Consider the following 23,372-nt stretch of genomic DNA (forward strand, 5'->3'; position numbering starts at 1 on the left):
CGGTGGCGAAGCCTCCGCAGCAGCCGCGAGTCGCGGAAGTCGTCGACCTCGTACGCCCCCTTGTTCCCGAGATCTCGCCCGAGCGTCTCGTCGAGATCGTGCATTCAGTCGCGCCGGTGCCGCTGACGCAGCGGCTTCTTGAGCTTGCGCTGATCAAGCAGCCGGGGGTCCTCGAGGGGCGGCATGCGAACGTGCCGGTGACTGTTCAGGACCTGGCCCGTGCGCTCGTCGACGACGGAGCAGGCATGGTCGTCCTGCCGACGTGCGAGTCGTGTGGCCGCGCGGTCCGTCTGCCACACAAGACACCGAACGGTGGTCGGCACTGCTCCCGATGCGAGCGGAACGCCCGGTCGGTTTCCTGCGCTTCCTGTGGCCGGGTCCGACCCGTGCAGCGCACGATCGACGGGCAGCGCTTCTGCCGCGACTGCTGGCGAGCCGACCCTCGATCGTTCGGCGACTGCTCGCGGTGCGGTCAGCATGCGACGATCATCGTCCGCCGCCCGGAACTTGTCTGCCTGGCCTGTTACACCGCACCGATCAAGACCTGCGGTCTCTGCGGAGAGCCTGGCCGCGTCGCCTCCCACCTTGACGGGCGACGGGTCTGCGCGCGTTGCTACTACGCGATGCGCAGACCCCAGCCCTGCCCCGAGTGCGGGCGCAGGGTGTTCCTCACCGGGTTCATGAATGATCAGAAGGTCTGTGCTGACTGCGCGGGTGCGCCGGTAACGATGGCTTGTCCTGGCTGCGGCTCGATCGAGGAGATCCGCAAGCATCACCTCTGCGTCGAGTGCCGCAGGCCCATCGCGATCCAGCAGCTGCTCGCCGACGACACGGGAGAGATTCGGACGGATCTTCACCCTCTTGCGGACTACCTGCTCACGCATCACAGCAAGGCGGCGTCGCTGGAACGCTGGCTGCACAAGAGTAAATGCGCGAGCGTACTCCGCGAGCTCGCGGACGGAGCCCTGCCGCTCACCGCCGAGGCGATCATTACCCGAGCCCAGTCAGGACAGGCCGTCGCGTTCCTCCTCTCGCTTCTGGTCCGCTCAGGAGTGCTCCCGGCGCTCGACGTCGAAGCAACACGCTTCAACCACTGGCTCAACGACTGGCTCGACGACATCGACCACCCCGAGGACCGGCTGATCCTCCGCCGCTACTGCACCTGGGAGCTCCTCCGGTCCACTCGAACCCGCAGCCAATCCAGCCCCGCCGCCGGCTTCCAGAGGCAACGAGCCGCGCTGAAGTACTGTGCCGCGCTCCTTGGGGAGATCCGGGCGCAACAGGAGACACCGGCGACGTTCCCGCAGCGCCGGCTCGACGCCTATCTGACCGGTTCGCCCAGCCAACGCGACGCGCTTGCACCGTTCACTCGCTGGCTCCGAAAGCACCGGCTGAGCACCCTTCGGGTCGAATTCCGAGCCCACCGCCTCGAAGGGCGAGACTACGCCTCCGACCACCGCTGGCAGATGGCCCGCAGGTTCCTGTCCGATCCTGACCTGGACCCGAAGACCCGGGCCGCAGGTCTCCTCGTGCTGCTCTACGGAATACAACTGACCCGCATCGTCACGATCACACGGACACAGGTCAATACGAGCTCGCAGCCCGTAACACTCACCGTCGGAGCCGAGCCGATCGAGCTCCCCGAGATCCTCGGCGACGCCATCGTCGAACTTGTCGATGCTGCCCAGCACCACCCAGAAGGATGGCTGTTCCCCGGCAGGAACCCCGGCCGTCACCTCACCCCGGGCCCGCTGAGCCGCCGTCTTCGCACCGAAGGTTTGCTTGCCGGGAGCGCCCGCACGACAGCGCTCATCGAGCTCACCCGGCAATTGCATCCCCGGATCGTCTCGGATCTCCTCGGCATCACGACGGCGTCCGCTGCATCATGGTCGCGTCTCGCCGGCGGCGAATGGTCCGACTACCCGGCGCTTCGTTCCACCCACGCCTGAACGAGCATCACACGTCCGAGCCGGGGCCGGAAATCGCTTCGCGCAGCTGATCGACGGTCGGTGACCCTGCCAGCCCGGCAGGGGTGCGGAACACTCGACAGGCGAGCCCCACCGGCGCACCCTCCTCCGCGAAGGGGTCCACGCCGTTGACGAGGACGGTCGGAGACCCGTGAAACCCGAGGCGGGCGGCGTCCTCGGCGGTCTCGACTCGCTGATGGGCGACGCGGACATCCGCTCGACCCTCGACGACCTGAGCAAGCCGGTGATCGAGCACCTCCCAGTTCGGGCAGCCGTCGAAGTACTGCAGTGTGATCTCCATGAAGGTCCTCTCAGTTCTCGGTGCCGCGGATCATCAACAGCGCTCCGGCGATCGCGGCGGTGACGATCACGATGTCGGCGACGTTCCCGATGAACCAGTTGCCATAGGCGAGGAAGTCCACGACGTGCCCCCGAGCGAATCCTGGGGCACGGAAGAGCCTGTCGCCGGCGTGCGAGGCGGCGGCCCCGCCGAGCGCGCCGATGACGATCGCCCACCCAGGGCGTCGGACGCGGAACGCGAATACGATCGCAGTGACGGTGGCCGCGACGGCGATGAGAGCGAACACCCAGGTGGAGCCCTCGCCGAAGGAGAACGCCGCTCCGGGGTTGTACGCGAGCTGCAGGCCCAGCAGGTCGCCGACCAACGGGATCCGCTCGTGCTCCGACAAGGCGGCCTCGGCCCACGCCTTCGTCCCCTGGTCGACCAGGACGACGAGGACGGCGATCAGCAGCGCCCAGGCCGTGAGCCGCCAGCGCCCTCTCTGCGACTGCTCTTCCGACGCCCGCTCAACGTCAGTTTTCGCGTCCGGGGTCATGCGAGGACCTCGAAGAGGCGGACAATGACGCCGGATTCGATCAGGATGAACAGGCCCAGGCCGATGAAGACGACGGGAACGAGCCAGTGCTCGACGCGCTCGAGCGTCTCCGTGACGGCCTTGTGGGTCCCGATCAGTCGGCCAGCGGCGCACCAGACGGCGACGAGGATCAGGAACACGACGATCATGATCGCGACGTCGCCGGGGGTGCTGGTGCGGAAGATCGGCGTGTAGAGGGAGATGTTGTCCGCCCCGTTGGCGATGGTGATCCCCGCTACGCCCCACAGCCCGACCGCAGTGATCTTGTGGTCGTCGTCATCGTCGTCTCCGTTGCGGCGCAGGCCGCGCACGAGGGTCCAGATGCCGATGCCGAGCGGGATCAGGCCGAGGAACCCGACCCATTCGTCCGGGACGATCGTCAAGCCGAGGGCGGCGACCACGCTGATCACGACCAGGGTGATGAACCCGAGGTACTGGCCCGCGACGATCTGCCAGGGTCGTGGGCTCCCGCGCCGGGAGGCGAGGAAGAGAACGGTGAGCACGACGATGTCGTCGATGTTGGTCGCCGCGAACAGACCGATCGCGGAGCCGATGGTCGCGAGCATCAGCTCTCCAACCGTGGGGTGCGGGTGCGGGCGGCGCGCAGCCCGTTGAGGATCACGATGACCTCGGCGATCTCGTGGACAAGGACGACGGCGGCGAGACCCAGGACCCCGAACAGGGCGAGCGGGAGCAGCGCGGTGATGATCAGCAGCGACAGGATGATGTTCTGGTTGATGATCCGCCGTCCCCGGCGGGCGTGGTCGAACGCCCGCGGGATGAGGCGCAGGTCGTGGCCGGTGAAGGCGACGTCGGCGGACTCGATCGCGGCATCGGAGCCGGTCGCGCCCATCGCGATGCCGATGTCGGCGGCCGCGAGGGCCGGAGCGTCGTTGATGCCGTCGCCGATCATCGCGACCGATCCCGCCTTCGACAGCTCGCCGATCGCGGTCGCCTTGTCCTCAGGACGCAGTTCCGCGCGCACGTCATTGATCCCGGCCTGCGCAGCCAGTGCACGAGCGGTGCGGGCGTTGTCGCCGGTGAGCATGGTCACCTCGATGCCCTGATCCGCGAGGGTGCGGACGACTTCGGGGACTTCTGGTCGCAGTTCGTCACGGACGCCGATCGCGGCAACAGGTGCCCCGTCACGGTGCACGATCACGACAGTCATCCCTTTCTCCTCGAGAACCGCCACCCGGTCGCCGAGCCCAGCGGCGTCAAGCCAGCGGGGGCTGCCGACTATGATCCTCGCCCCGTCGACGGTGCCTTCGATGCCGTGCCCCGCCTGCTCGGTCACGCCGGCAGCCGCCGGAACACCCGGCGCTGCCGCGGTGATCGCCGCAGCGAGAGGATGCGTGCTGTGCTGTTCCAGCGCTGCCGCCCAGGCGAACGCCTGCGTCTCGGTCACGCCGTCGGCGGTAAGGACGGCGGTAACCGTCGGCTCGTTGCGGGTCAGGGTGCCGGTCTTGTCGACAGCGACGTGCCGGACAGCACCGAACCGCTCGAACACCGCACCCGACTTGATGATCACGCCGAACTTGCTCGCCGCGCCGATCGCGGCCACGACCGTCAGCGGCACCGAGATCGCCAGCGCGCAGGGAGAGGCGGCGACCAGCACGACGAGCGCGCGGGTGATCCACACCTCCGGGTCGCCCAGCAGCGACCCGATCAGCGCAACCAGCGCAGCGAGAATCAGCACGCCCGGCACCAGCGGGCGCGCGATCCGGTCCGCGAGACGCGCCCGCTCGCCCTTCTCCGTCTGCGCCTGCTCCACCAACTCGACGATGGTCGTGAGCGAGTTGTCTGTGCCCGCCGCCGTCGTCTCGACCTCCAGCGCGCCGGAGCTGTTGATCGCGCCGGCCGACACCGCATCCCCGGGCCCGACCTCGACCGGGATCGATTCCCCGGTGATCGCCGACGTGTCCAGGCTGGAACGCCCCGCACGAACGATCCCGTCGGTCGCGATCCGCTCGCCCGGACGAACGACCATGACCTGGCCGACCGTCAGCTCCTTCGCCTGCACCTCCACGGACCCGCCGTCGCGCAGCACGGTCGCGGTCTCCGGAACGAGCTTCAGCAACGCCCGCAGACCCCCGCGGGCCCTGTCCATCGCCTTGTCCTCCAGGGCCTCAGCAATCGAATACAGGAACGCCAGCGCTGCGGCCTCCTCCACGTAGCCGAGGATCACCGCGCCGACAGCGCTGATCGTCATCAGGAGTCCGATGCCGAGCTTGCCCTTGAACAGCTTCCGGATCGCACCGGGCGTGAACGTCGACGCACCCAGCAGGAGACCGATCCAGAACAGCACCAGCGCCGGGATCGCGAGGCCGGACCACTCAAAGACCAGACCGGCCAGGAACGCGACACCGGAGAACACCGGCACCATGACCCTCCGGTCCCTCCACCAGGGCCGCTCGGCCTCCTCGTGTTCCTCGCCCGCCGTGGCGGCAGGCTCATGCTCGCAGCCGCACGCCGCGCTCACGCGTCAGCCCCCGCTCCGCAGCACCCCGGCACCGTGCACGCCGAGTCCACGCACGGAGCGTGCTCGTCGACAGCCAAGGTGACATCCACCAACGCGACAAGCGCGGCGGCGAGGTGCGGGTCGGCGATCTCGTAACGGGTCTGACGACCCTCCGGTTCGCCGACCACGATCCCGCAGTCACGCAAGCACGTGAGATGGTTCGACACGTTCGAGCGCGTCAGCTCCAGCTCGCGCGAGAGCACAGCCGGGTAACTCGGGCCATCGAGCAGGGACATCAGGATCCGGGAACGCGTCGGGTCTGCCATGGCCCGGCCGAGCCGGTTCATGACATCGAGGCGTGAAGCAATGGTCAGCATGCACTGAACTATACAGTATGCGCTGATCAATCACGGATCGGCCGGTGGCCAGCCACCACCCGGAAGCCAGCCGACATCTGGTCAATTCGCGACTCAACAACAATCGGCGCTACCAGTACAAGTCCTGGAACGGTTCGCCAGTGAGGTCGACGTCTACAGCATCGACGAGGCGTTCCTGACGATCGACCGCCGCACGTCACAGGACGTCGACGCGATGACGGACCTCGGCCGCACCGTGCGCGCGGACGTGCGCCGGCTCATCGGCGTGCCCGTCTGCGTCGGCATCGCCCCGAACCGGACACTGAGCAAGCTCGCGAACCGTTGCGCGAAGAAGCTGGACGTCTTCGACGGCGTCTGCGTGTGGCCCGCGACCCGGCCGGAATGGCGTGAGCAGCTGATGCGCCGACTCCCCGTCTCGGAGGTGTGGGGCATAGCGTCTCGTCTAGAACGGCGCCTGCGCACGCTCAGGATCGAGTCCGTCTGGGACCTGGCGACCGCGGACCCCGTGTTCATCCGGAAGCAGTTCAACGTCGTCGTCATGCGCACCGCCCTCGAGCTCCGAGGCGTCGCATGCATCGGTCCGGAGGAGGACCGGACCGGGAAGAAGGATCAGCTGATCGTGTCCAGGTCTTTCAGCGAGAAGGTGACGACCGTGAACGGGATCCGGCAGGCGCTGAGCATCTACGCGCAGCAGATGGGGTCACGGCTGACCAGGCACCAGCAGGTTGGGAAGACGCTCATCGCGTTCGCCGGGACCGCGCACTTCGCGGAGCAGAAGCACTACCCGCAGGTGAAGGTGCGCCTGCCGTTCCCGACCGCGGACCCTGTGGAGTTGACGAAGGCTGCGCACACGCTCCTCCCCCAGGTTCAGGACGGCACCCGGTACGCCCGCGCGGGGCTCATGATGGTGGATCTGCTGCCCGCCGGGATCCACCTGCCATTGGAGCCGTTCCGTGCCACGCATGAGGACGCCGGGATCGCGAGCATCATCGACGCCGTGCAGAAGAAGACCGGCAAGGACGCGCTCGGGCTCGGGTGGGGCGGCATGAGACCCGGGCCGGCCTGGCAGATGAAGCGGGAGATGCTGACGAAACGGGCGACCACGCATTGGGACGAGCTCGTCACCGTCCGCGCGTGACACTCTCAGCCGGTGCGGTACCCGCTGGCCCGGAAGATCGCCGCGGCGATCCGGAAGGTCTCCTCGTCGTTCGTGTCGCGGATCCGCTGCATGGCGGACCGTGCCTCGTACAGCGAACCCTTCTCCCCGCCGACCAGTCGGGCCTGTCCGCTGCCGGCGACGTTCATGAGCCCGAAGCGACCGGGCGCCAGTTCGGCATGACGAACTCCGTCGGCGTCGTCGCATCGGGATTGACACCGGAACGCACGTGGACGATGCCGCAGCGCTCGACAACGCGGCGAGAAGCGCCGAGATAGAGGATCGAGTCGCTCCTGCGGTCGAAGGTAGCCCCCGTGCGTGATGTCTGTCTTGGACGCTCGTGTCGGCGTGTCGTGCAGTCGGTCCGACCCCATGCGCCTCACGCCCGTGATGGGCGCGCCTTTGCGTGCCGCTGGTAGTAGTTGTCGCTCAGCTGTGGTTCTGGGTTGATGCCGAGCTGCGCTGCAGCGTTCCGGATGGCGCTGCGATGCGCCTTGTCTTTGGACAGATAGCTGAAGGCCCGGCCTGCCCACGCTAGTGAGCAAGCCGTCAGCATGACCAGGGGCCCGGGTTCGAGAGCCTCATTCGCGTCACGGAGCTTCACGACAGTCCCGTCCTCCCGCTCGTCGAAGGGGACTGCTGCACGAGTAGGTGACATCTGATCTGGCTTGCCCGAGGGGTTGGCCTGGAAGGATGTTGCTGTGCCCAAGCCCTACCCGAGCGAGTTTCGTGACGACGTGGTGCGCGTTGCGCGCAACCGCGAGCCCGGCGTGACAATCGAGCAGATCGCGAAAGACTTCGGGGTTCACCCGATGACGTTGCAGAAGTGGTTGCGTCGTGCTGATGTCGACGAGGGCGCAAAGCCGGGCCACTCTCGGACTGAGGCAACCGAATTGCGGGAGGCGCGCAAACGGATCCGGCTGCTGGAGCAGGAGAACGAGGTCCTGCGGCGGGCGGCGGCGTATCTGTCGCAGGCGAACCTGCCGGGAAAAGGCTCTACCCGCTCGTGAGAGAGCTCGCCGTTGACGGGGTTCCCGTCGTGGTGACGTGTCGGGTGCTCAAGCTCTCTCGCCAGCCCTACTACCGCTGGCTGGCTGAGCCTGTCACCGCGAGCGAGGTGGCGGAGGCGTATCGCGCGAACGCGTTGTTCGACGCGCACCGGGATGACCCGGAGTTCGGGCACCGGCTCCTCGCCGACGAGGCCCGCGACAACGGTGAGCCGATGTCGGACCGGACGGCGTGGCGGATCGCTTCGAGCAATGGCTGGTTCAGCGCGTTCGGGAAGCCCAAGCGGGGCAAGGCCCGTAGGCCAGGGCCGCCCGTTCACGACGACCTGTGCGCCGTCGTCGACGAGCACGGCCGCACTCGGCACGTCTTCGCCGCCGATGCGCCGAACCAGCTGTGGCTGACGGACATCACCGAGCACAAGACCGCCGAAGGCAAGCTCTACCTCTGCGCGATCAAGGACGTGTTCAGCGGCCGGATCGTCGGTTACTCAATCGACTCGCGAATGAAGTCCCGTTTGGCCGTCCAGGCGCTCGACAACGCCGTCGCCATGCGCGGCGACGTCTCCGGCTGCGTGGTCCACTCTGACAGTGAGACTGTTCGTGCTGGTGTTCTCAGGGGTCCTGACCCTCACAGCGATGGACGCGCAAGGATGCTGGTGCCGAGTGTTCTCAGGGGTTCCTGACTCTCACTCCGATCGACTTGTGCTGTCTTTCCTCGGATCTGTCGGTCCCCTGAGAACGCCCGGTGAGGCGTCACGCCTCGCCGCCGGAGTGACCTAAGGAGAGCCTGCGCCAACAGGTGCTCATCACTGTCTTGTCCGCCGGTCTGGTGGTGCGCGGTGCCGTTCCCCACCCCCACGCGAGCAGATCGGAGCACGACATGACCATCATCCACGACACGACACGACCACCTCAATCCCACCCGCCCGTGTTCGCAGGAGTCGACACGCACAAGGAGATCCACGTCGCCGCCGTCGTGGACGCGGCCGGCACCGTGATGGGCACACACAGTTTCTCCACGACCCGTGCCGGCTACCGGGCGTTGCTGGCGTGGGTGCACAGCCACGGAGAACTCGTCAGGATCGGGATCGAGGGCACCGGATCGTACGGCGCCGGTCTCACCCGCCACCTCGCCAAGAACGACGTCGTCGTTCTCGAGGTCGACCGGCCCGACCGCTCCGACCGCCGACGCAAAGGCAAGGACGACGATCTGGATGCGATCAACGCCGCCCGCGCCGCACTGCATGAGCGGCGCACCACGATCCCGAAGTCGAAGGACGGCGCGGTCGAGGCCCTCAGGATCCTGCGCGTCGCCCGCGCTCAAGCGGTCCGGGAACGCCGCAACACGCTGCAGCTGCTGCGCATGTCGATCGTCTCCGCGCCCGACGAAGTCCGTGACCAGGTCCGAAACCTCACCCGCATGCAGCTGATCCGCCACCTCGCCGCCTGGCGCCCCGACGTCTCCAACGCGACCGACCCCGTCGTCGCCTACCGGGTCGCGTTGAAGTCGTTCGGTCGCCGCTACCTCGAGCTCACCGACGAGATCGTCGGCCTCGATGACCTGATCAACCCCATCGTCGAAGCTCTCGCCCCGCAGCTGCTCGAACGCGTCGGAATCGGCATCGAAGTCGCCGGACAACTCCTCGTCACCGCCGGCGACAACCCGGACCGGCTGCGCTCGGAAGCCTCGTTCGCGATGCTCTGCGGCGTGTCCCCGCTTCCCGCCTCGTCCGGAATGACCCAGCGGCACAGGCTCAACCGCGGTGGCGACCGGCAGGCGAACCGGGCCCTGCATCTCGCGGTGATCAGCCGCCTCAGAATCGACCCCAAGACGCAGGCCTACGCCGCGAAGAAGACCGCCGAAGGCCACTCGAAGATGGAGATCATCCGCTGCCTCAAGCGCTACCTCGCCCGCGAGGTCTACTTCCTCCTCAACCCCGGCATCGAACACATCACCCCGAACACGAAACCCGCCAAAATTGCCGCTTGACTCTTAGGAGAGCATCCGCGGCTCTCAATTCCGAAGCAGGAAGATGCTCCGCGCCCTGGCCCGTCATCGCATGGTCGGAAGCATGGGAAGAGTCGGGTCCAGCGGGGACAATGCCGCTATGGAGAGCTTCTTTGCGTTGCTGCAGAAGAACGTCCTCAACCGCCGGTCCTGGACCACCCGGGATCAGTTACGCATCGCGATGGTCACCTGGATCGAACGCACCTACCACCGCCGCCGACGCCAGGCACGCCTGGGCCGTTTGACGCCCATCGAGTTCGAGACCATCATGAACACGACCGTCGCACTGGCGGCGTGACTACAACCTGTCACCTACTCGTGCAGCAGTCCCTCTCGACATTTCCGGTCACGCTTCAGAGCGTATCGGCGTGTCGCACGCGTCAGAGGATGACGCGGACCTCATGCGGCTCATCTCCGGGGATGGTCAGGGTCCCGCAGAGCCGGTCGTCCATGTGCGGAAGATAGAGCTCGAGGGTCGTGAACTCGCCCAGGTTCACGCCCTCGTCCTCAGTGGTGACGAGGATCCGGGCGCCGGCGGGGAACGTGAGCGCTTCATGCGCGAGGAAGACCGCACTGACGTCGTCGTAGAGGACGGGCGGCCCGTCCGTGATCGAGGCTTCGAGCGCGCGCCGGCGATGCACGGTCGAGCAGAACCACGACACGACGTGGGCGTCGGGGGCGATCGCTTCGGCGAGCCTGGTCTTCCCAGTCCCGGGAGGCCCGCTGATGAGGAGCCGGCCGGTGTACCGGTACGAATCCCCGTCCTCATCGAATGCGAACGTGACCTGCTGCGGCACTGCAACCTTGGTGCTCATGGCCACCACATACCCGCAGGCCAACTGTTTCCGCGGAGTGTTCTCGGTTGCATTCGACCGTGCACCTGAGGGTCGGTACCACCTGCCTTGGCAATCAGCTGTCTGCGGCGAACCCTCCGCGGTCCAGCCAGTCGAGGATGTCCGCCGGGATGCGGCGCTGTTGCTTCTCGTAGAAGGTTCGAAGGTGATCTTCGCCGGCCGAATCCAGCCACCGCCCGTCACTCAGATCGGTCCAACCGGTCCAGGCGTTCCACCCGCGGCCGTCGCGATAGCCTGCGCGCTTCGCGATCGCCACGTACTCCTCGCGACTTGCGCCGCGATGCTCACGTGCGTTGAGAGCCGCGAGCGAGCCCCAAAGGACAATCGCTCCCCAGTCACGCTGCTGCCTGGTGCCATCGACATCCGTTGCGACGGGCGGGATGTCCGTACTGGCGTCGAACACCTCCCAGTGCTCGTGTCCAAGTCCGGATGCGGCGGCGCTGGCTAGCAGCGCATCTATACGGTCCGCAAGGGCGCGCTGCTCGACCGCAATCTGCGCGAGATCATCATGAAGTCCCATACTGTTCTCCTGAGTTGTTCGGTTGCTTTAGAGATTTGTAATCTACACCTGTTCGTACAGATCGCCAAACACTTGACCCCAGCCCCGGGGTATGTGGTGGTCATGAACGCATCCGTGTGGGCCTCCTTCGTCGCTGGGGTCCGTCACGACCTCTGCGCCGGGTCGAGCACCCCGGAGGAGCAGCGCCGCGTGCTCGCTCAGTTCGACGAGATGATCGTGGAGCACGACCTCGGGATCGCGGAACGCGCGTGGGACGAAGGGCATGACTCTGGCGAGATCGACGTCCTGGACCACGGGAGCCGCCACGCCACCAACCCGTACACGCGAGAGGCACGCAGTCGTGACTGAGCAACTGACGCTCCGAGATCTCGAGATGCTCCAAGATGCCGTCCTCCAACGCGCCGGCGACGCGACGACGGAACGCAAAGGGGACCGCTGGCTCGCTCTCGAACGCAAGATCGCGCAGATGGACCGGGACGCTCGCGGGCAGATCTGCGAGTGCGGTCACCTTTGGGGCGCGCATCTGTCACGAACCGACGTCAGCATGTGCGTCTTACGCCAGTGCAAGGCGTTCACGCCCGACGCTGGATAAGCCCAATCATCTGCACCCGTTGAACTCGCCGGCAGTCGACTACCATGCGGATCATGGCGCTTGATCAGCAGTCTTTGGTGGCGACGCTCACCGCATCAATGAACGATTGCCCGACCTCGTGGATCGTGTACGGCCCCTTCGAAGTGGCTCATATCGCCGGCCGACTTCTCAACGAAGTTCCGGTCCTCAGCGGGTCACGGTCGGACTACGACGGCTTCGCCCGCGGTCCACGGGGCGCCTACCGCTGGATATTCGTCGACGCGGACCGTGGATCCGCCGCATTCATCATCCCGACTGACGACAATGATCTTGGGAACAACCTTCGAGGTCCGCTGCAAGCGCTGTCGGGAGGACTGAACGTCACTCCCTGCATCTACGGCAACGTCAACGACGCAGTCTGGACCGCCCTCGGCGGGGCAGGCAGACGTAAGGTCGTCACCGCTCAAGAGTTCCTCCCGTAGCGCAAGAACGAACGTTCCGTGCGCCCGGCGATCATTGCGCTAGCATCGCGCCATGGATGAAGCACAGCGCGCGCACATCAGGCGCGAGATTGCCACACTCGAAGCCGACAACCGGGGGATGCAGCACGATCTGAGGTCCAAGGAGTCTCTGGTTGACGGCTATCCCGCGAGCCAGAAGCAGGGCCTACTCAATCAAATCCAGGGGCTGAAGAATCTGATCTCCGGCAACGAGCAGAAAATCCGCGACTACCAGCGGCAACTCTGACCCGAGGCCCCCGCCTCGCGGTACAACCTCGGTTGTCCGTGCCGGTCGTTACGCTGACGGCATGTGCGCGAGCTACGGCCTTGACCCACGAGTGAGCATCACCGAGTACGAGGATGCTTTCGACCATGCGGTGCTCGACGCGCTCCGCGAATGGGCTGCGTCGAACAACGGCGCCACGCTCCTGCCGACAGGGATCCGGGCCCGCAACCTCAACCCGATCATCACGTCCGCGGACACGATGGCTCTCGGCTGGTGGGGCTACCTCGTGGATGGGAAGACCGCACGGTTCCCGTCAATCAACACGCGCTCCGAACGACTCGAAAGCGGCAAGGGACCGCTCGGGGCCAGAGCGATTGTCCCCGCGTCGTTCTGGCGGGAGTTCCAGAAGCCCGGGAAGGTCCTGCACCACCTCGCCCTCCCCGACCATGACCTGCTCGGGCTCGCCGCGATCACGCGCCCGGGGTTCACTGCCGACGGCGAGGAGTTCACCTGCTACTCGCTGGTCATGCAGCCCGCCGCGGAGCAGATCGAGCAGATCCACGACCGGATGCCCGTGCTCGTCCCCGCCGGATTCGCAGAGGAATGGCTGCACAGCGACGCGCCCGCCCCGGAACTCATCGCCGCTGCCCGCAACGCCGCTCAGCCACTCGCCGCCCGCGTCGTCGGCGCCGTCCAGGGCGCCGCGCAACCGGGGCTGTTCTGAGAGCCGCTTGGCGCGTGGTCTTACGACTTCACGCCACGCTGCTGAGTGGTGAATGCTGAAAGCTTGTCCGCCAGAAGGCCGTGGCCCTCCAGTAAGCGACCGACGACCTCGGGGTCTGTCCAGCCAGACTCCGCAAGAGCCACTGCGAACGCCCGGAGCGCAGCCGCCAGTTCGCCGAGACCCTTCTCGGTCATGACTCGCATGCCCGCGGGTGGTGTGGCGTCCTTGTACGCGACGATCGACCGGTGCACCATGACCGGAGTCGCGGTCGCCGCGGGGTCGTAGCGCTCGCCGAACCAAAGCATGGATTCCGCCAACTGACCCATGTCTCGCTTGCCGATGGCCTCGCTCCGGGCTCCGGTCTTCGCCTCGATTACCCAGAACTGATTGTCGCCGAGCGCCCAAAGGTTGTCCGGTCCGCCGTTCGTATCGTGCTCGGGCCGTTGCGACCCCAGCCCAAGAAGCAGACCAACCTGCCGAAGGGCCTCTTCGAACTGCTCCACGCGCGTCTCATCGAAGATCAAGTCCGCGATGATCGCCTCGACGTCCAGTCGAAGGGCGGCAGGGGTCGAGTACTTCGAAGTCAGGCGCTCCGTGCACGTGCTCGTCTGAGGCGACCGGGATTCGAGTGGTACGTAGGTCAGTCCCTGCAGTGGTTTCGTGACGTTCGTGTTCTTGGTGCGAGCAAGAGCCAGTGTCTGCTGAGCCAGCCGGGGGTCGATAAGGTCGGCGTACGTCGCCTGCAGTTCAAGGAGGACTCCCCTCGTTGAATCCTCCGCCTGCTCTTCCACTGCAGCAGCGATACGGTCGCGGGCTCCAGAACTGTCGCCGTTCGTGGCCATAGCAAACGCCATTCGCTCGGCGACCGCCGCGGACGAGACATTCCCCGGTGCCGGCGGGATGTTTCGGAGGGCGTTCAAGGCAAGTTGCATCCAGGCCGGGTCGCGGTCGAGAGCCTGCTTGGCAGTGTCAACAATCCGCCCGATCGGCAGGTTGTCCATTTGGGCCGCCACCTGGCGCGAGAGCCTGAGTTGCGCCTGCGTTGCGGGACTGAACATGGCGAGCGTCCGCGGATCTACGGTTAGCTGCGCAAGTCGAGGGCCGAGAAGGAAGATGACGCAGTGATCCTCGTTGCTGCGGACGCCCCGACCCATGCCCTGCTCGATTCGCTGAACCTGACGCGCGTCGACGCCGGAATCGATGCTGACCAGCAACGAGTCGAGCCGCTCCTCCGGGCTGAAGGCCTCGGGAAGTCCGTCAATCACGAGAACACGACAGGCATCGTTCGGAAGGTCAATGCCGTCGTATCGATTGATCAACACGACCAGGCCGACGTACCCATTGCGGAGGCGATCGACCGCCGTGTCGATGTTGTCCTTGTCCGCGATGATCGCCGCGTCAGACGCCCATGTGTCGGCCCACGCTCTGCTCGGAACGAGCACCACGGTGTTGTAGTCCTTACTAAGGCCTACGATCTGCTTGCGAATGACTTCGCCGCTCAGGTCGGGGTTGATCTCTTGGGGTGCAAGGATCATACGTTCACCAATGTCGCCTGCCGTTAGTGGCGTCACTGGCTTCGAGATGCTGATTGGATCGGCCCCGAAGTCGGTGACGAGAACGCTGTCGTCCGCGAGCGTCGCAGTCAAGAAGACACGATGCTTCGCTTCCATGAACGATGTGACGTGATCAATCGGCGGGCAGAACGGCGTGATCGTTAGCTCGTTGTTCGCGAAGACTGCGCGGCAGAACGGCAAGACTTCTGCAACTGCTGGCCAGTCGAAGTAGAGGGCCTGTCCGTCGGCAGTCTCGGAACGCAGGATCTCGCGTGCCTGATCAAGCTTCGCTCTCCATGCCCAGAACGGCACTCGAACTGTACTTCCACGCCGGTCGTCCCGAACGTCGAGATACGCGTCCGAAGATTGCGTCTTCAGATCATCAGCGAACAACTCCAGAAGCTGATTGAAGATCCGACTGGTCCGTGGGATGGAAAGGGACAGCTGTCGTCGGGTGGTGGCGATTGCAGCGTGTGCGTCGTCGATGACGACTGATCCGATGGGAGCGCGAGCTCGTGGAGATCGCTTGTCCGAGAATTTCGTGCGACCGTTTACGAGCTCGTGGGCGTTGATGACGCCGATCGCTTCGCTGTTCAGGTAGGCAGCACCGTCGACGTTTGTTGTGGTAGCGATGCCCAGTTTCGCGGCCTCAGCGATCACCTGGTTGACGAGATGCTTCCCCGGAGCCACGTACAGCGCGGGGCCTTGGGACTGCTGCACGGATAGGTGACAGGTTATAGTCACGCCGCCAGTGCGACGGTCGTGTTCATGATGGTCTCGAACTCGATGGGCGTCAAACGGCCCAGGCGTGCCTGGCGTCGGCGACGGTGGTAGGTCCGTTCGATCCAGGTCACCATCGCGATGCGGAGTTGCTCGCGGGTGGTCCAGGTTCGGCGGTTGAGGACGTTCTTCTGCAGCAGCGCGAAGAACGATTCCATAGCTGCGTTGTCTCCGCTGGACCCTACTCTGCCCATGCTCCCGACCATGCGATGCCGGCTGAGGGCGCGGAGCATCTTCCGGCTTCGGAACTGAGATCCCCTGTCGGAATGCACGATGCATCCGGCGACGTCGCCGCGCATCGCAACAGCGTTCTCGAGGGCTTGGACGGCCAGACGGGACTTCATCCGGGAGTCGATCGAGTACCCGACGATCCGTCCCGAGTAGACGTCCTTGATGGCGCAGAGGTAGAGCTTGCCCTCCGCGGTCCGGTGTTCCGTGATGTCGGTCAGCCACAGTTCGTTCGGCGCCTCCGCTGTGAACACGTGCCGCACACGCCCGTCCTCGTCGACGACCGCGCACAGGTCGTCGTGGACGGGAGGGCCGGGTCGGCGGCCCTTGCCGCGCTTGGGCTTGCCGAACGCGCTGAACCAGCCGTTACTCGACGCGATCCGCCACGCCGTCCGATCCGACATCGCCTCTCCGTTGTCGCGGGCCTCGTCGGCGAGGAGGCGGTGCCCGAACTCGGGGTCGTCCTGGTGCGCGTCGAATAGCGCGTTCGCGCGATACGCCTCCACCACCTCACTATCGGTGATGGGGTTCGCCAGCCAGCGGTAGTAGGGCTGGCGGGAGAGCTTCAATACCCGGCACGTCACCGTCACAGGAATCCCTGCGGCGGCGAGCTCCGTCACGAGCGGGTAGAACCTTTTCCCGGCAGGTTCGCCTGCGACAGATACGCCGCCGCACGCCGCAGGACCTCGTTCTCCTGTTCGAGGAGCCGGTTTCGCTTCCGCAATTCGCGGATCTCGGCCGCCTCGGTTCGGGACTGGCCGGGCTTGGCTCCCTCGTCGATGTCGGCGCGACGCATCCACTTCTGCAACGTCATGGGGTGAACACCGAAGTCTTTCGCGATCTGCTCGATCGTCACACCGGGCTCACGATTTCGCGCGACGCGCACGACATCGTCACGGAACTCAGTGGGGTAGGGCTTCGGCACAGCAACATCCTTCCAGGCCAACCCCTCGGGCAAGCCAGATCAGATGTCACCTATTCGTGCAGCAGTCCCCTTCGCCAGAGTTGATGTAGCTCTGGAGGATGACCAGTCCATCGATCGTCTTGCCACCGCCAGTGTTGACCTTCATCACGATGTCGCGCTCATCGCGGCGTGCGTTCCACGCCGTGAGGACTTGCCCTTGGACATCACGAAGGTAGCCGTAGCCTTGCGCCTTCTTCAGTTGACCGTGGAGCTCGCGAGGTTCCGTGGGCGCGTCCTGGCTCGCGCCCTTGAGCAGCGCGTTGAAGTCGACCACACCATCCACCAGAACTCATGCCACGATCACCGCGATCGTGACTTCATCTTGGCCCAGCGCTCCGAGGCGCCGTTGTAGCGACTCTCTGCCTACGAAGAGGTCTCGCCTGTCGCGAAGAGTTCGGCTTGCTTCAGCACCAGTTCGATCGCCTTCTCCTCTTGGTCCGGCGGGTAGTCGTAGCGGTCGAGCAGCTTCCGGATCTTGGAGCGCATCTCGGCCTGGACGCTCTCCTTGAGGTTCCAGTCGATCGTCGCGCTCTGACGTACGGCCACGACGAGCTTCCGAGCGATCTCCTTCAGGACATTGTCGCCAAGCTCGAGGACGGCGGAGTCGCTCTGAGCCACCGCGTCGTAGAAGGCGACCTCGTCCTCACGCAGCCCAAGAGCTTCGTGGCGCTTCAGCTCGCTCTTCATCTGCTTGGCGAGCTTGACGAGTTCGGCGATAATCTCGGCGGTCGTGAGCGAGCGGTTGGTGTAGCGGTTGATCGCCTCCTCCAGCTGCTCAGAGAACTTGCGCGCCTGCACGAGATTGGTGTGCTGGATCGTTCGGATCTGGTCGTTGATGAGCCGTCGAAGCAGTCCCATCTGGAGGTTCGGCTTGTCCTTGGCGGCGAGCGAGTCGAGAAACTCATCCGAGAGGATCGAAAGTTCAGGCGTATCGACGCCAGCGAGCTTGTAGACGTCCATCACCTGGTCGGCCGCGATGGCCTCGTTGACCAGCTGCCCGATCGCAGTGTCGATCTCGACAGCACCGACTCCCCCGCGGCCAGCGTCGGGGTTGAGAATCTTCATGATTGCGGAGCGCACGTCGATGAACATGCGCACGTCGTTGCGGATCGCGGCTGCCTCGTCGCGAGCGCCACAGAGCGCGAAGACCTTGGCAAGCGCCAGTACCTGATCATTGAAGCGAGGCGTGCGGTCGGGGTCGGCCATCACGTAGTCGAGCACCTTGGCGTGCTGCGCGAGCCGATCCGCAGGCGGAAGGTCCGGCGACGAGTCGTACTCGCAGCCATGCAGGATGCCGCGGACGACGTCGTGCTTTTCCAGCATAGCGTCGACCAGTTCCTCGATCGGCACGCCCGCCTGATCACGGTCGGAGGGCGAGTACTCCTGGAGCGCTGCCTGGAGGTTCGAGAAGACGCCGATGTAGTCGACGATGAGACCACCAGGCTTGTCGCGGAAGGTGCGGTTGACGCGGGCGATAGCCTGCATCAACCCCGCGCCCTGCATGGTCTTGTCGACGTACATGGTGTGCATCGACGGCGCGTCGAAGCCGGTCAGCCACATGTCGCGCACGATGACCAACTCAAGCGGGTCGTCCGGGTTCTTGGCGCGCGCCTTCAACTCCTTGCGGACGTCCTTGGAGTGAATGTGAGGCTGGAACTCGGCCGGGTCGGCGGCCGAGCCGGTCATGACGACCTTGATCTTGCCTTCAGCCGGATCGTCGGAGTGCCAATCAGGACGAAGCGCAACGATCTTCTCGTAGAGACGCACCGCGATGCGGCGGCTCATGACGACGATCATGCCTTTGCCGAAGAGGGCCTCGCGGCGCTTCTCCCAGTGCTCAACAATGTCGCGAGCCACCATGTCAAGGCGGTCCTCGGCTCCGACGATGGCCTCCAGGCGTGACCAGCGCGACTTAGCCTTGACCGCTTCGGTCTCTTCGACCTGCTCGGTGATCTCGTCCGCCAGCTCGTCGAGAGCTTCGTAGTCGTCCGTGCTGAGTTCGATCCTGGCCAGACGCGATTCGTAGAAGATGCGCACCGTGGCGCCGTCTTCGACCGCACGGGTCAGGTCGTAGATATCGATGTAGTCGCCGAACACTGCCCGAGTCGACTTGTCATTGGACTCGATCGGCGTTCCGGTGAAGCCGAGATAGGTCGCTCCGGGGAGGGCATCGCGGAGGTGCTTGGCGAGGCCAGCGCGGAGTTGGCCCTTTGAGTCGAGCTTCTCCGAGAAGCCGTACTGCGAGCGGTGGGCCTCATCGGCGACGACTACGACGTTGCGGCGATCGGTGAGCACCGGAGTACGATCGCCATCCTCGCCCGGTGCGAACTTCTGCAATGTGGTGAAGACGATGCCGCCTGAGGCACGTCGCAAGAGCTCGCGGAGTTCGACGCGAGTGTCGGCCTGGACAGGTCGCTCAGGAAGGATGCGAGCAGGCGCGAAGACCTCACCGAACAGCTGATCATCGAGATCGTTGCGGTCGGTGATGAACACTAGTGTCGGGTTGGACATCCGCGGATCACGCATGATCTTCGCGGCGTAGAACACCATCTCGAAGCTCTTGCCTGACCCTTGGGTGTGCCAGACGACACCACCTCGGCGGTCGCCCGACGGGCTGGACGCCACGACGGTCGACTCGACGGCAGCATTGACCGCCCAGTACTGGTGGTACTTGGCGACGCGCTTGATGAGCGCCTTCACCGGCTGCCCTGACGCCTTGTCCGTCACCGTCTCTTCACTGAAGACGACGAAGTTGCGGAGGATGTCGAGGAACCGACTCGGTTCGAAGACGCCCTTGAGAGTGACCTCCAGCGCGGGGAGGTTCGTGACGACCTCGCGGCCCTCGATGGTCTTCCACGGGGCGTAATGCTCGAAGCTGCCCGTGAAGGAGCTCATCGCCGCAGAGGTGCCATCCGAGATCACAGTGACGGCATTGGCGGTGAAGACCGACGGAATGTCCTTGCGGTACGTCTGGATCTGATTCCACGCGCTCTTCAGCGTGGCGTTCTCGGCGGCTGGGTTCTTCAGCTCGAGGAGCCCAAGCGGGAGGCCGTTGACGAACACCAAGACATCGGGCCGACGATTCTTGCCGTTCTCGATCACGGTGTACTGGTTGACCGCGAGCCAGTCGTTGTTCGACGGCTCATCGTAGTCAATCAGCCAGATGCTCGTCGTTCGTACCGCGCCGCTCTCGTCACGGTACTCGACCGGGACACCCTCGGTGAGGAGCTTGTGGACGCGCGCGTTCTCATCGATCGGGCTCTGCGACTCGGCTCGCTCCAACCGTTTGATGGCGTCGTCAATGAGGCTGCGATCGATACCTGGGTTGATGCGACGGGCTGCATCACGAAGGCGACCGAACAGGTAGACCTGTTCGAAGGATTCGCGCTCCTCCCCCGGCTCTCCGGGGGCGAGCAGAGGGCCAAAGCCCGTGTGATAGCCCAGCTGACGGAAGTAGTCGAGAGCCGCGAGCTCGATGATGTTCTCGTTCATGTTGCCGCTCATGAGGCTGCCTCCAACAGGTTCCCGCACGAACGAGTTCCAGACAGAAGTTGGGGAAGGATCGCATCCCTCGCCATCACAAGCCGACGAGTCTCCGACCCGCGACGGAGCATTTCAGCGAGCAATGGTGTGAGGCGGTCGTTCAACTCTGCAACTTCTTCGTCCAGACGCAAAGGAATTGGGAGGTCTCGGAAGTTCGCGCTATTCAAGCTTGGAATCGCGACTCCCGTACCCCGCTTTCGCATCTCGTGGTCCATCCAACTCGATCGCAAGATCCAGTAGAGAAGCGCCTGCGAGACGCCGCCTCCAGACCTGACACGATAAACATGCTCGTTGATCGTTGCACATTCAACAGGGAACCCATAACCGAAAGCACTCACGTGTGGAACGAAATTACCAGGCTTGCCTCCATCTTTGTAGACAAGAACATCTTCATTCGCCAGGTGCCCTCGCTTCATTTCTGACGCGAACGAGTCAGGAATGCGCTTGAATCTCATCGTGGCGCTAACACCTGCGGACTGGACATTCTCGGCCCCCAGGCTGACAGTGCCATCCTCTCCAGCCGCGACCCCTCCGCGCGGCCTCGATCCGGTCTCCAGCACCTCAAGCAATGCACCCAACCTTCGGCTGGAATCGTAGCTCGGGGAACCGTGGGTGCCCGATGCCAGCCTTTCAGCAAGAATCGCGCTACCAAGGTCTTCCATTAATGAGATGGCACGATGGTTCGATTCAATTTTGTCATCAAATGCGTTAAGGACGGCAGCAATCTCGCGTTGATCCTCAAGAGACGGGAGATCGAATGTGTAGCTCCCGATCTGACCACCGCTGATGTGCGGTACCGCCGACCCAGTCTGCACCCCGATGACGTATTCGGTGAATGAATCGCTACCGATGATTGCCGCCAAGAAACCTTGATCCATCAGATCAGCCTTCGCGCGGAGGCGCGCCACCCGCTGGACGAGAAGGGAAGGGAGGTCCGCAGCCCTAACCACGGAGTACTTCAGTCCTGCCGCGATCCAAGGGCGGTCCATTGCGATAACGATGTCACCGCACTCAAGCGCGTAACGTTCGACTTCGGCGAGCCTCGCGATCGGAAATCGCTTCACGCCATCCCACCGAAGCCTACCCTGCGCGATGTTGTCGCCGCGGAGGAGCCTGATATCCCCGCGTCGTTCCGAAAAGTCAGAACTCTTGAACGCAAATCCAAAAGTCATGTCGACGACGTCCGCCAGTCGGGTCACCACCGAATGCCACCAATCCGCCGCCGCACTTCCCCTTCAAACGCCTTGCCGCGATCGAACTCCTCGAACAGTTCGTTCGTGAGCCGTTTGATCTTCTCGTCGATCGGCTCATCATCGACCTCAGCCTCTTGGATTCCCACATATCGTCCGGGCGTCAGGACGTAGTCGTGCGCCCGGACCTCTTCAAGAGATGCGGCTTTCGAGAATCCTGGTTGATCCTCGTAGCCGCCACCATGATTGCGCCATGCATGGTAAGTGTCGGCGATCATGGCAATATCCTCGTCCGTGAGCACCCGCAGCTTCCGCGACTCCATGACCCCAAGGTTCCGCGCATCAATGAAGAGCATTTCCCCACGGCGCTCGCGATGCCCGTTACCGTGGCGCCCCTTTGATACAAACCAGAGGCAGACGGGAATCGTCGTGTTGAAAAACAGGTTTGTTGGCATCATCACGATGCAATCGACCATGTCTGCATCGACGAGCTTCTTGCGAATCTCGCCTTCGCCGTTCTGCTTCGAGCTGAGCGAGCCATTCGCGAGAACGAAACCAGCCGTGCCGTTCGGCCGAAGGTGGTGGATGAAATGTTGCACCCATGCGAAGTTGGCATTGCCTTCCGGCGGCGTGCCGTACTTCCACCGCGGATCGTCGGCCAGCTTGGCATCCCACCAGTTACTGACGTTGAAGGGCGGGTTGGCGATGACGAAGTCTGCCCGGAGGTCAGGGTGAAGGTCGCTAGAAAAGGAGTCGGCCGAACGATCGCCGAGGTCGGCCTCGATGCCCCGCAGCGCGAGGTTCATCTTGGCGAGCTTCCAGGTGGTGTCGGTGTATTCCTGGCCGAAGACGGAGATGTCGTTTCGCTTGCCGCCGTGCGCCTTGACGAACTCTGCGGACTGCACGAACATGCCACCCGACCCACAGGCGGGGTCGTAGACGCGGCCCTTGTAGGGCTCGAGCATCTCGATCAGCGTCTTCACCACGGAACGCGGCGTGTAGAAGGCGCCGGCGTCCTTGCCGGTCTCCTTGCCGGCGAACTGGCCGAGGAAGTATTCGTAGACGCGCCCGAGGACGTCGTCTGAGCCGTGGTCGTCGCTCTCGGTGAAGCCGATCGAGCCGATGAGGTCGACGAGCTGGCCGAGCCGGCCCTTGTCGAGCCCCTCTCGCCCGTAGTTGCGCGGAAGGACACCCCGTACGCTGGGGTTCTCCTTCTCGATGAGATCCATGGCGTGGTCGATGTCCTGGCCGATAGACGGGAGCTTGGCCTTGGCCTGGATCGTGTCCCAGCGGGCTTCGACCGGCACCCAGAACACGTTCGCGCGGGTGTACTCGCCGCGATCCTCCAGGTACTTCGGACGGCGGTCAGCATTGGGGATGTACTCGTCAGACTCAGGGTCAGCGAGCGATACTTCGATGGCGTGGCGGCGCTCTTCGAAGCGGTCCGAGATGTACTTGAGGAACACCAAACCGAGCACAACGTGCTTGTATTCGCTCGGCTCCTGATTGCCCCGCAATGCGTCAGCCGCATCCCAGAGGCGCTGCTCAAGAGTCTTCTGCTGCTTCGGTTTGGCGGTTCTTGCCATGGGTGGTGGTTCCTCCTGCGCGCTGACAGCGCGATCGATCGTTGGCCCTACCGTATCGGTGGCGACCGACATCACCGAGTATGTGTGAGATTCAGGGTCGATCGAATCGTCGACGCCTTCGACACCGTCTTGGACCAGGTCATGGATGGTGTCTCGAGCATCCCGTCCGGACTCACCTGGAAGGGGAGCGTGCCGATTCAGGGTTCGCGGGATCCTCGATGTACTGCTCGTTCAAGGTGCCGGTCGCCGTGAACTTCTGCCGTCGAGATCGCACCCGTCCAA

23 protein-coding genes and 1 pseudogene are annotated in these 23,372 nt (G+C 64.6%); 10 read left to right on the top strand and 14 right to left on the bottom strand.

Going from position 1 to position 23,372, the window contains the following annotated elements; genetic code table 11:
* Positions 1-2 precede the first annotated feature (2 nt).
* Entirely contained in the window at positions 3-1,949 is a 1,947-nt protein-coding gene (locus tag ACYQ1L_RS10770) for a hypothetical protein (protein ID WP_253247341.1), read from the top strand.
* 7 nt (positions 1,950-1,956) lie between these two features.
* On the opposite strand, the gene ACYQ1L_RS10775 is transcribed toward ACYQ1L_RS10770, so the two are convergent.
* The 5 genes from ACYQ1L_RS10775 to cmtR are packed head-to-tail and all read right to left on the bottom strand — an operon-like array spanning position 1,957 to position 5,680.
* On the bottom strand, positions 1,957-2,268 hold the full coding sequence (locus ACYQ1L_RS10775) for a DsbA family protein (RefSeq protein ID WP_056207192.1): 312 nt from the start codon (positions 2,266-2,268) through the stop codon (positions 1,957-1,959).
* Positions 2,269-2,278: 10 nt separating this feature from the next.
* A complete protein-coding gene (locus ACYQ1L_RS10780) occupies positions 2,279-2,803 on the bottom strand; it encodes a signal peptidase II (RefSeq protein ID WP_082483053.1) in 525 nt (174 codons plus the stop codon).
* Positions 2,800-3,408 carry a cadmium resistance transporter gene (locus ACYQ1L_RS10785; protein ID WP_056207194.1) on the bottom strand — a complete coding sequence of 203 codons (609 nt, stop codon included), beginning with the start codon at positions 3,406-3,408 and terminating at the stop codon, positions 2,800-2,802. The genes ACYQ1L_RS10780 and ACYQ1L_RS10785 overlap by 4 nt, the downstream gene beginning before the upstream one ends.
* The gene (locus ACYQ1L_RS10790) at positions 3,408-5,324 is read right to left on the bottom strand and encodes a heavy metal translocating P-type ATPase (protein ID WP_056207196.1); all 1,917 of its coding nucleotides are present in this window, start codon (positions 5,322-5,324) and stop codon (positions 3,408-3,410) included. The genes ACYQ1L_RS10785 and ACYQ1L_RS10790 overlap by 1 nt, the downstream gene beginning before the upstream one ends.
* Positions 5,321-5,680 (bottom strand): Cd(II)/Pb(II)-sensing metalloregulatory transcriptional regulator CmtR, encoded by a 360-nt coding sequence (cmtR, locus tag ACYQ1L_RS10795; protein WP_056207198.1) that lies wholly within the window; start codon positions 5,678-5,680, stop codon positions 5,321-5,323. Before cmtR ends, ACYQ1L_RS10790 begins: the two co-directional genes overlap by 4 nt.
* A gap of 124 nt (positions 5,681-5,804) precedes the next feature.
* Here cmtR and ACYQ1L_RS10800 point away from each other — a divergent pair, with 124 nt between their 5' ends.
* Positions 5,805-6,818, top strand: a complete 1,014-nt coding sequence (locus ACYQ1L_RS10800) for a DinB/UmuC family translesion DNA polymerase (protein WP_460005804.1) — start codon at positions 5,805-5,807, stop codon at positions 6,816-6,818.
* A 5-nt stretch (positions 6,819-6,823) separates the two neighbouring features.
* On the opposite strand, the gene ACYQ1L_RS10805 is transcribed toward ACYQ1L_RS10800, so the two are convergent.
* Positions 6,824-6,985 carry a hypothetical protein gene (locus tag ACYQ1L_RS10805; RefSeq protein WP_460004144.1) on the bottom strand — a complete coding sequence of 54 codons (162 nt, stop codon included), beginning with the start codon at positions 6,983-6,985 and terminating at the stop codon, positions 6,824-6,826.
* Between the two features lie 552 nt (positions 6,986-7,537).
* On the opposite strand from ACYQ1L_RS10805, the gene ACYQ1L_RS10810 reads away from it, so the two are divergent.
* The 4 genes and pseudogenes from ACYQ1L_RS10810 to ACYQ1L_RS10825 form a co-directional block, all read left to right on the top strand.
* A complete protein-coding gene (locus tag ACYQ1L_RS10810) occupies positions 7,538-7,846 on the top strand; it encodes a transposase (protein ID WP_460004145.1) in 309 nt (102 codons plus the stop codon).
* Positions 7,843-8,526 (top strand): DDE-type integrase/transposase/recombinase, encoded by a 684-nt coding sequence (locus ACYQ1L_RS10815; RefSeq protein WP_460004146.1) that lies wholly within the window; start codon positions 7,843-7,845, stop codon positions 8,524-8,526. Before ACYQ1L_RS10810 ends, ACYQ1L_RS10815 begins: the two co-directional genes overlap by 4 nt.
* A gap of 197 nt (positions 8,527-8,723) precedes the next feature.
* Positions 8,724-9,833, top strand: coding sequence for an IS110 family RNA-guided transposase (locus ACYQ1L_RS10820; protein WP_460003972.1), 1,110 nt, complete (start codon positions 8,724-8,726; stop codon positions 9,831-9,833).
* A gap of 10 nt (positions 9,834-9,843) precedes the next feature.
* Positions 9,844-10,149 (top strand): annotated as a pseudogene (locus ACYQ1L_RS10825) (integrase core domain-containing protein); the annotation flags it as partial.
* An 82-nt stretch (positions 10,150-10,231) separates the two neighbouring features.
* On the opposite strand, the gene ACYQ1L_RS10830 reads toward ACYQ1L_RS10825, so the two are convergent.
* Positions 10,232-10,666: an AAA family ATPase gene (locus ACYQ1L_RS10830; protein ID WP_460004147.1), complete on the bottom strand. Its 435-nt coding sequence runs from the start codon at positions 10,664-10,666 to the stop codon at positions 10,232-10,234.
* 94 nt (positions 10,667-10,760) lie between these two features.
* On the bottom strand, positions 10,761-11,225 hold the full coding sequence (locus ACYQ1L_RS10835) for a hypothetical protein (protein WP_460004148.1): 465 nt from the start codon (positions 11,223-11,225) through the stop codon (positions 10,761-10,763).
* A gap of 102 nt (positions 11,226-11,327) precedes the next feature.
* Here ACYQ1L_RS10835 and ACYQ1L_RS10840 point away from each other — a divergent pair, with 102 nt between their 5' ends.
* From ACYQ1L_RS10840 to ACYQ1L_RS10855, 4 genes are all read left to right on the top strand, one after another.
* Positions 11,328-11,573, top strand: a complete 246-nt coding sequence (locus ACYQ1L_RS10840; protein WP_460004149.1) for a hypothetical protein — start codon at positions 11,328-11,330, stop codon at positions 11,571-11,573.
* Between the two features lie 297 nt (positions 11,574-11,870).
* Positions 11,871-12,278: a hypothetical protein gene (locus ACYQ1L_RS10845; protein ID WP_460004150.1), complete on the top strand. Its 408-nt coding sequence runs from the start codon at positions 11,871-11,873 to the stop codon at positions 12,276-12,278.
* Positions 12,279-12,330: 52 nt separating this feature from the next.
* Positions 12,331-12,543, top strand: a complete 213-nt coding sequence (locus ACYQ1L_RS10850; RefSeq protein ID WP_460004151.1) for a hypothetical protein — start codon at positions 12,331-12,333, stop codon at positions 12,541-12,543.
* A 61-nt stretch (positions 12,544-12,604) separates the two neighbouring features.
* Positions 12,605-13,246 (top strand): SOS response-associated peptidase family protein, encoded by a 642-nt coding sequence (locus ACYQ1L_RS10855; RefSeq protein ID WP_460004152.1) that lies wholly within the window; start codon positions 12,605-12,607, stop codon positions 13,244-13,246.
* Positions 13,247-13,266: 20 nt separating this feature from the next.
* Here ACYQ1L_RS10855 and ACYQ1L_RS10860 read toward each other — a convergent pair whose 3' ends face one another.
* The 6 genes from ACYQ1L_RS10860 to ACYQ1L_RS10885 all read right to left on the bottom strand — a co-directional run bounded on the left by ACYQ1L_RS10860 (position 13,267) and on the right by ACYQ1L_RS10885 (position 23,090).
* The gene (locus tag ACYQ1L_RS10860) at positions 13,267-15,519 is read right to left on the bottom strand and encodes a helicase C-terminal domain-containing protein (RefSeq protein WP_460004153.1); all 2,253 of its coding nucleotides are present in this window, start codon (positions 15,517-15,519) and stop codon (positions 13,267-13,269) included.
* A gap of 20 nt (positions 15,520-15,539) precedes the next feature.
* Positions 15,540-16,732 (bottom strand): IS3 family transposase gene (locus ACYQ1L_RS10865; protein WP_460002364.1). Its coding sequence is split into 2 segments (ribosomal slippage): positions 15,540-16,445 and positions 16,448-16,732, totalling 1,191 coding nucleotides; the frame shifts between segments, so codons are not numbered across the junction.
* A 46-nt stretch (positions 16,733-16,778) separates the two neighbouring features.
* Complete coding sequence (locus tag ACYQ1L_RS10870) at positions 16,779-17,045, bottom strand: hypothetical protein (RefSeq protein ID WP_460004154.1); 267 nt, start codon at positions 17,043-17,045, stop codon at positions 16,779-16,781.
* Between the two features lie 89 nt (positions 17,046-17,134).
* A complete protein-coding gene (locus tag ACYQ1L_RS10875) occupies positions 17,135-20,275 on the bottom strand; it encodes a type I restriction endonuclease subunit R (RefSeq protein ID WP_460004155.1) in 3,141 nt (1,046 codons plus the stop codon).
* Positions 20,272-21,513 (bottom strand): restriction endonuclease subunit S, encoded by a 1,242-nt coding sequence (locus tag ACYQ1L_RS10880; RefSeq protein ID WP_460004156.1) that lies wholly within the window; start codon positions 21,511-21,513, stop codon positions 20,272-20,274. Before ACYQ1L_RS10880 ends, ACYQ1L_RS10875 begins: the two co-directional genes overlap by 4 nt.
* On the bottom strand, positions 21,510-23,090 hold the full coding sequence (locus ACYQ1L_RS10885; RefSeq protein ID WP_460004157.1) for a class I SAM-dependent DNA methyltransferase: 1,581 nt from the start codon (positions 23,088-23,090) through the stop codon (positions 21,510-21,512). Before ACYQ1L_RS10885 ends, ACYQ1L_RS10880 begins: the two co-directional genes overlap by 4 nt.
* Positions 23,091-23,372: the final 282 nt, after the last annotated feature.

It is taken from the genome of Microbacterium xylanilyticum (genome assembly GCF_054654695.1).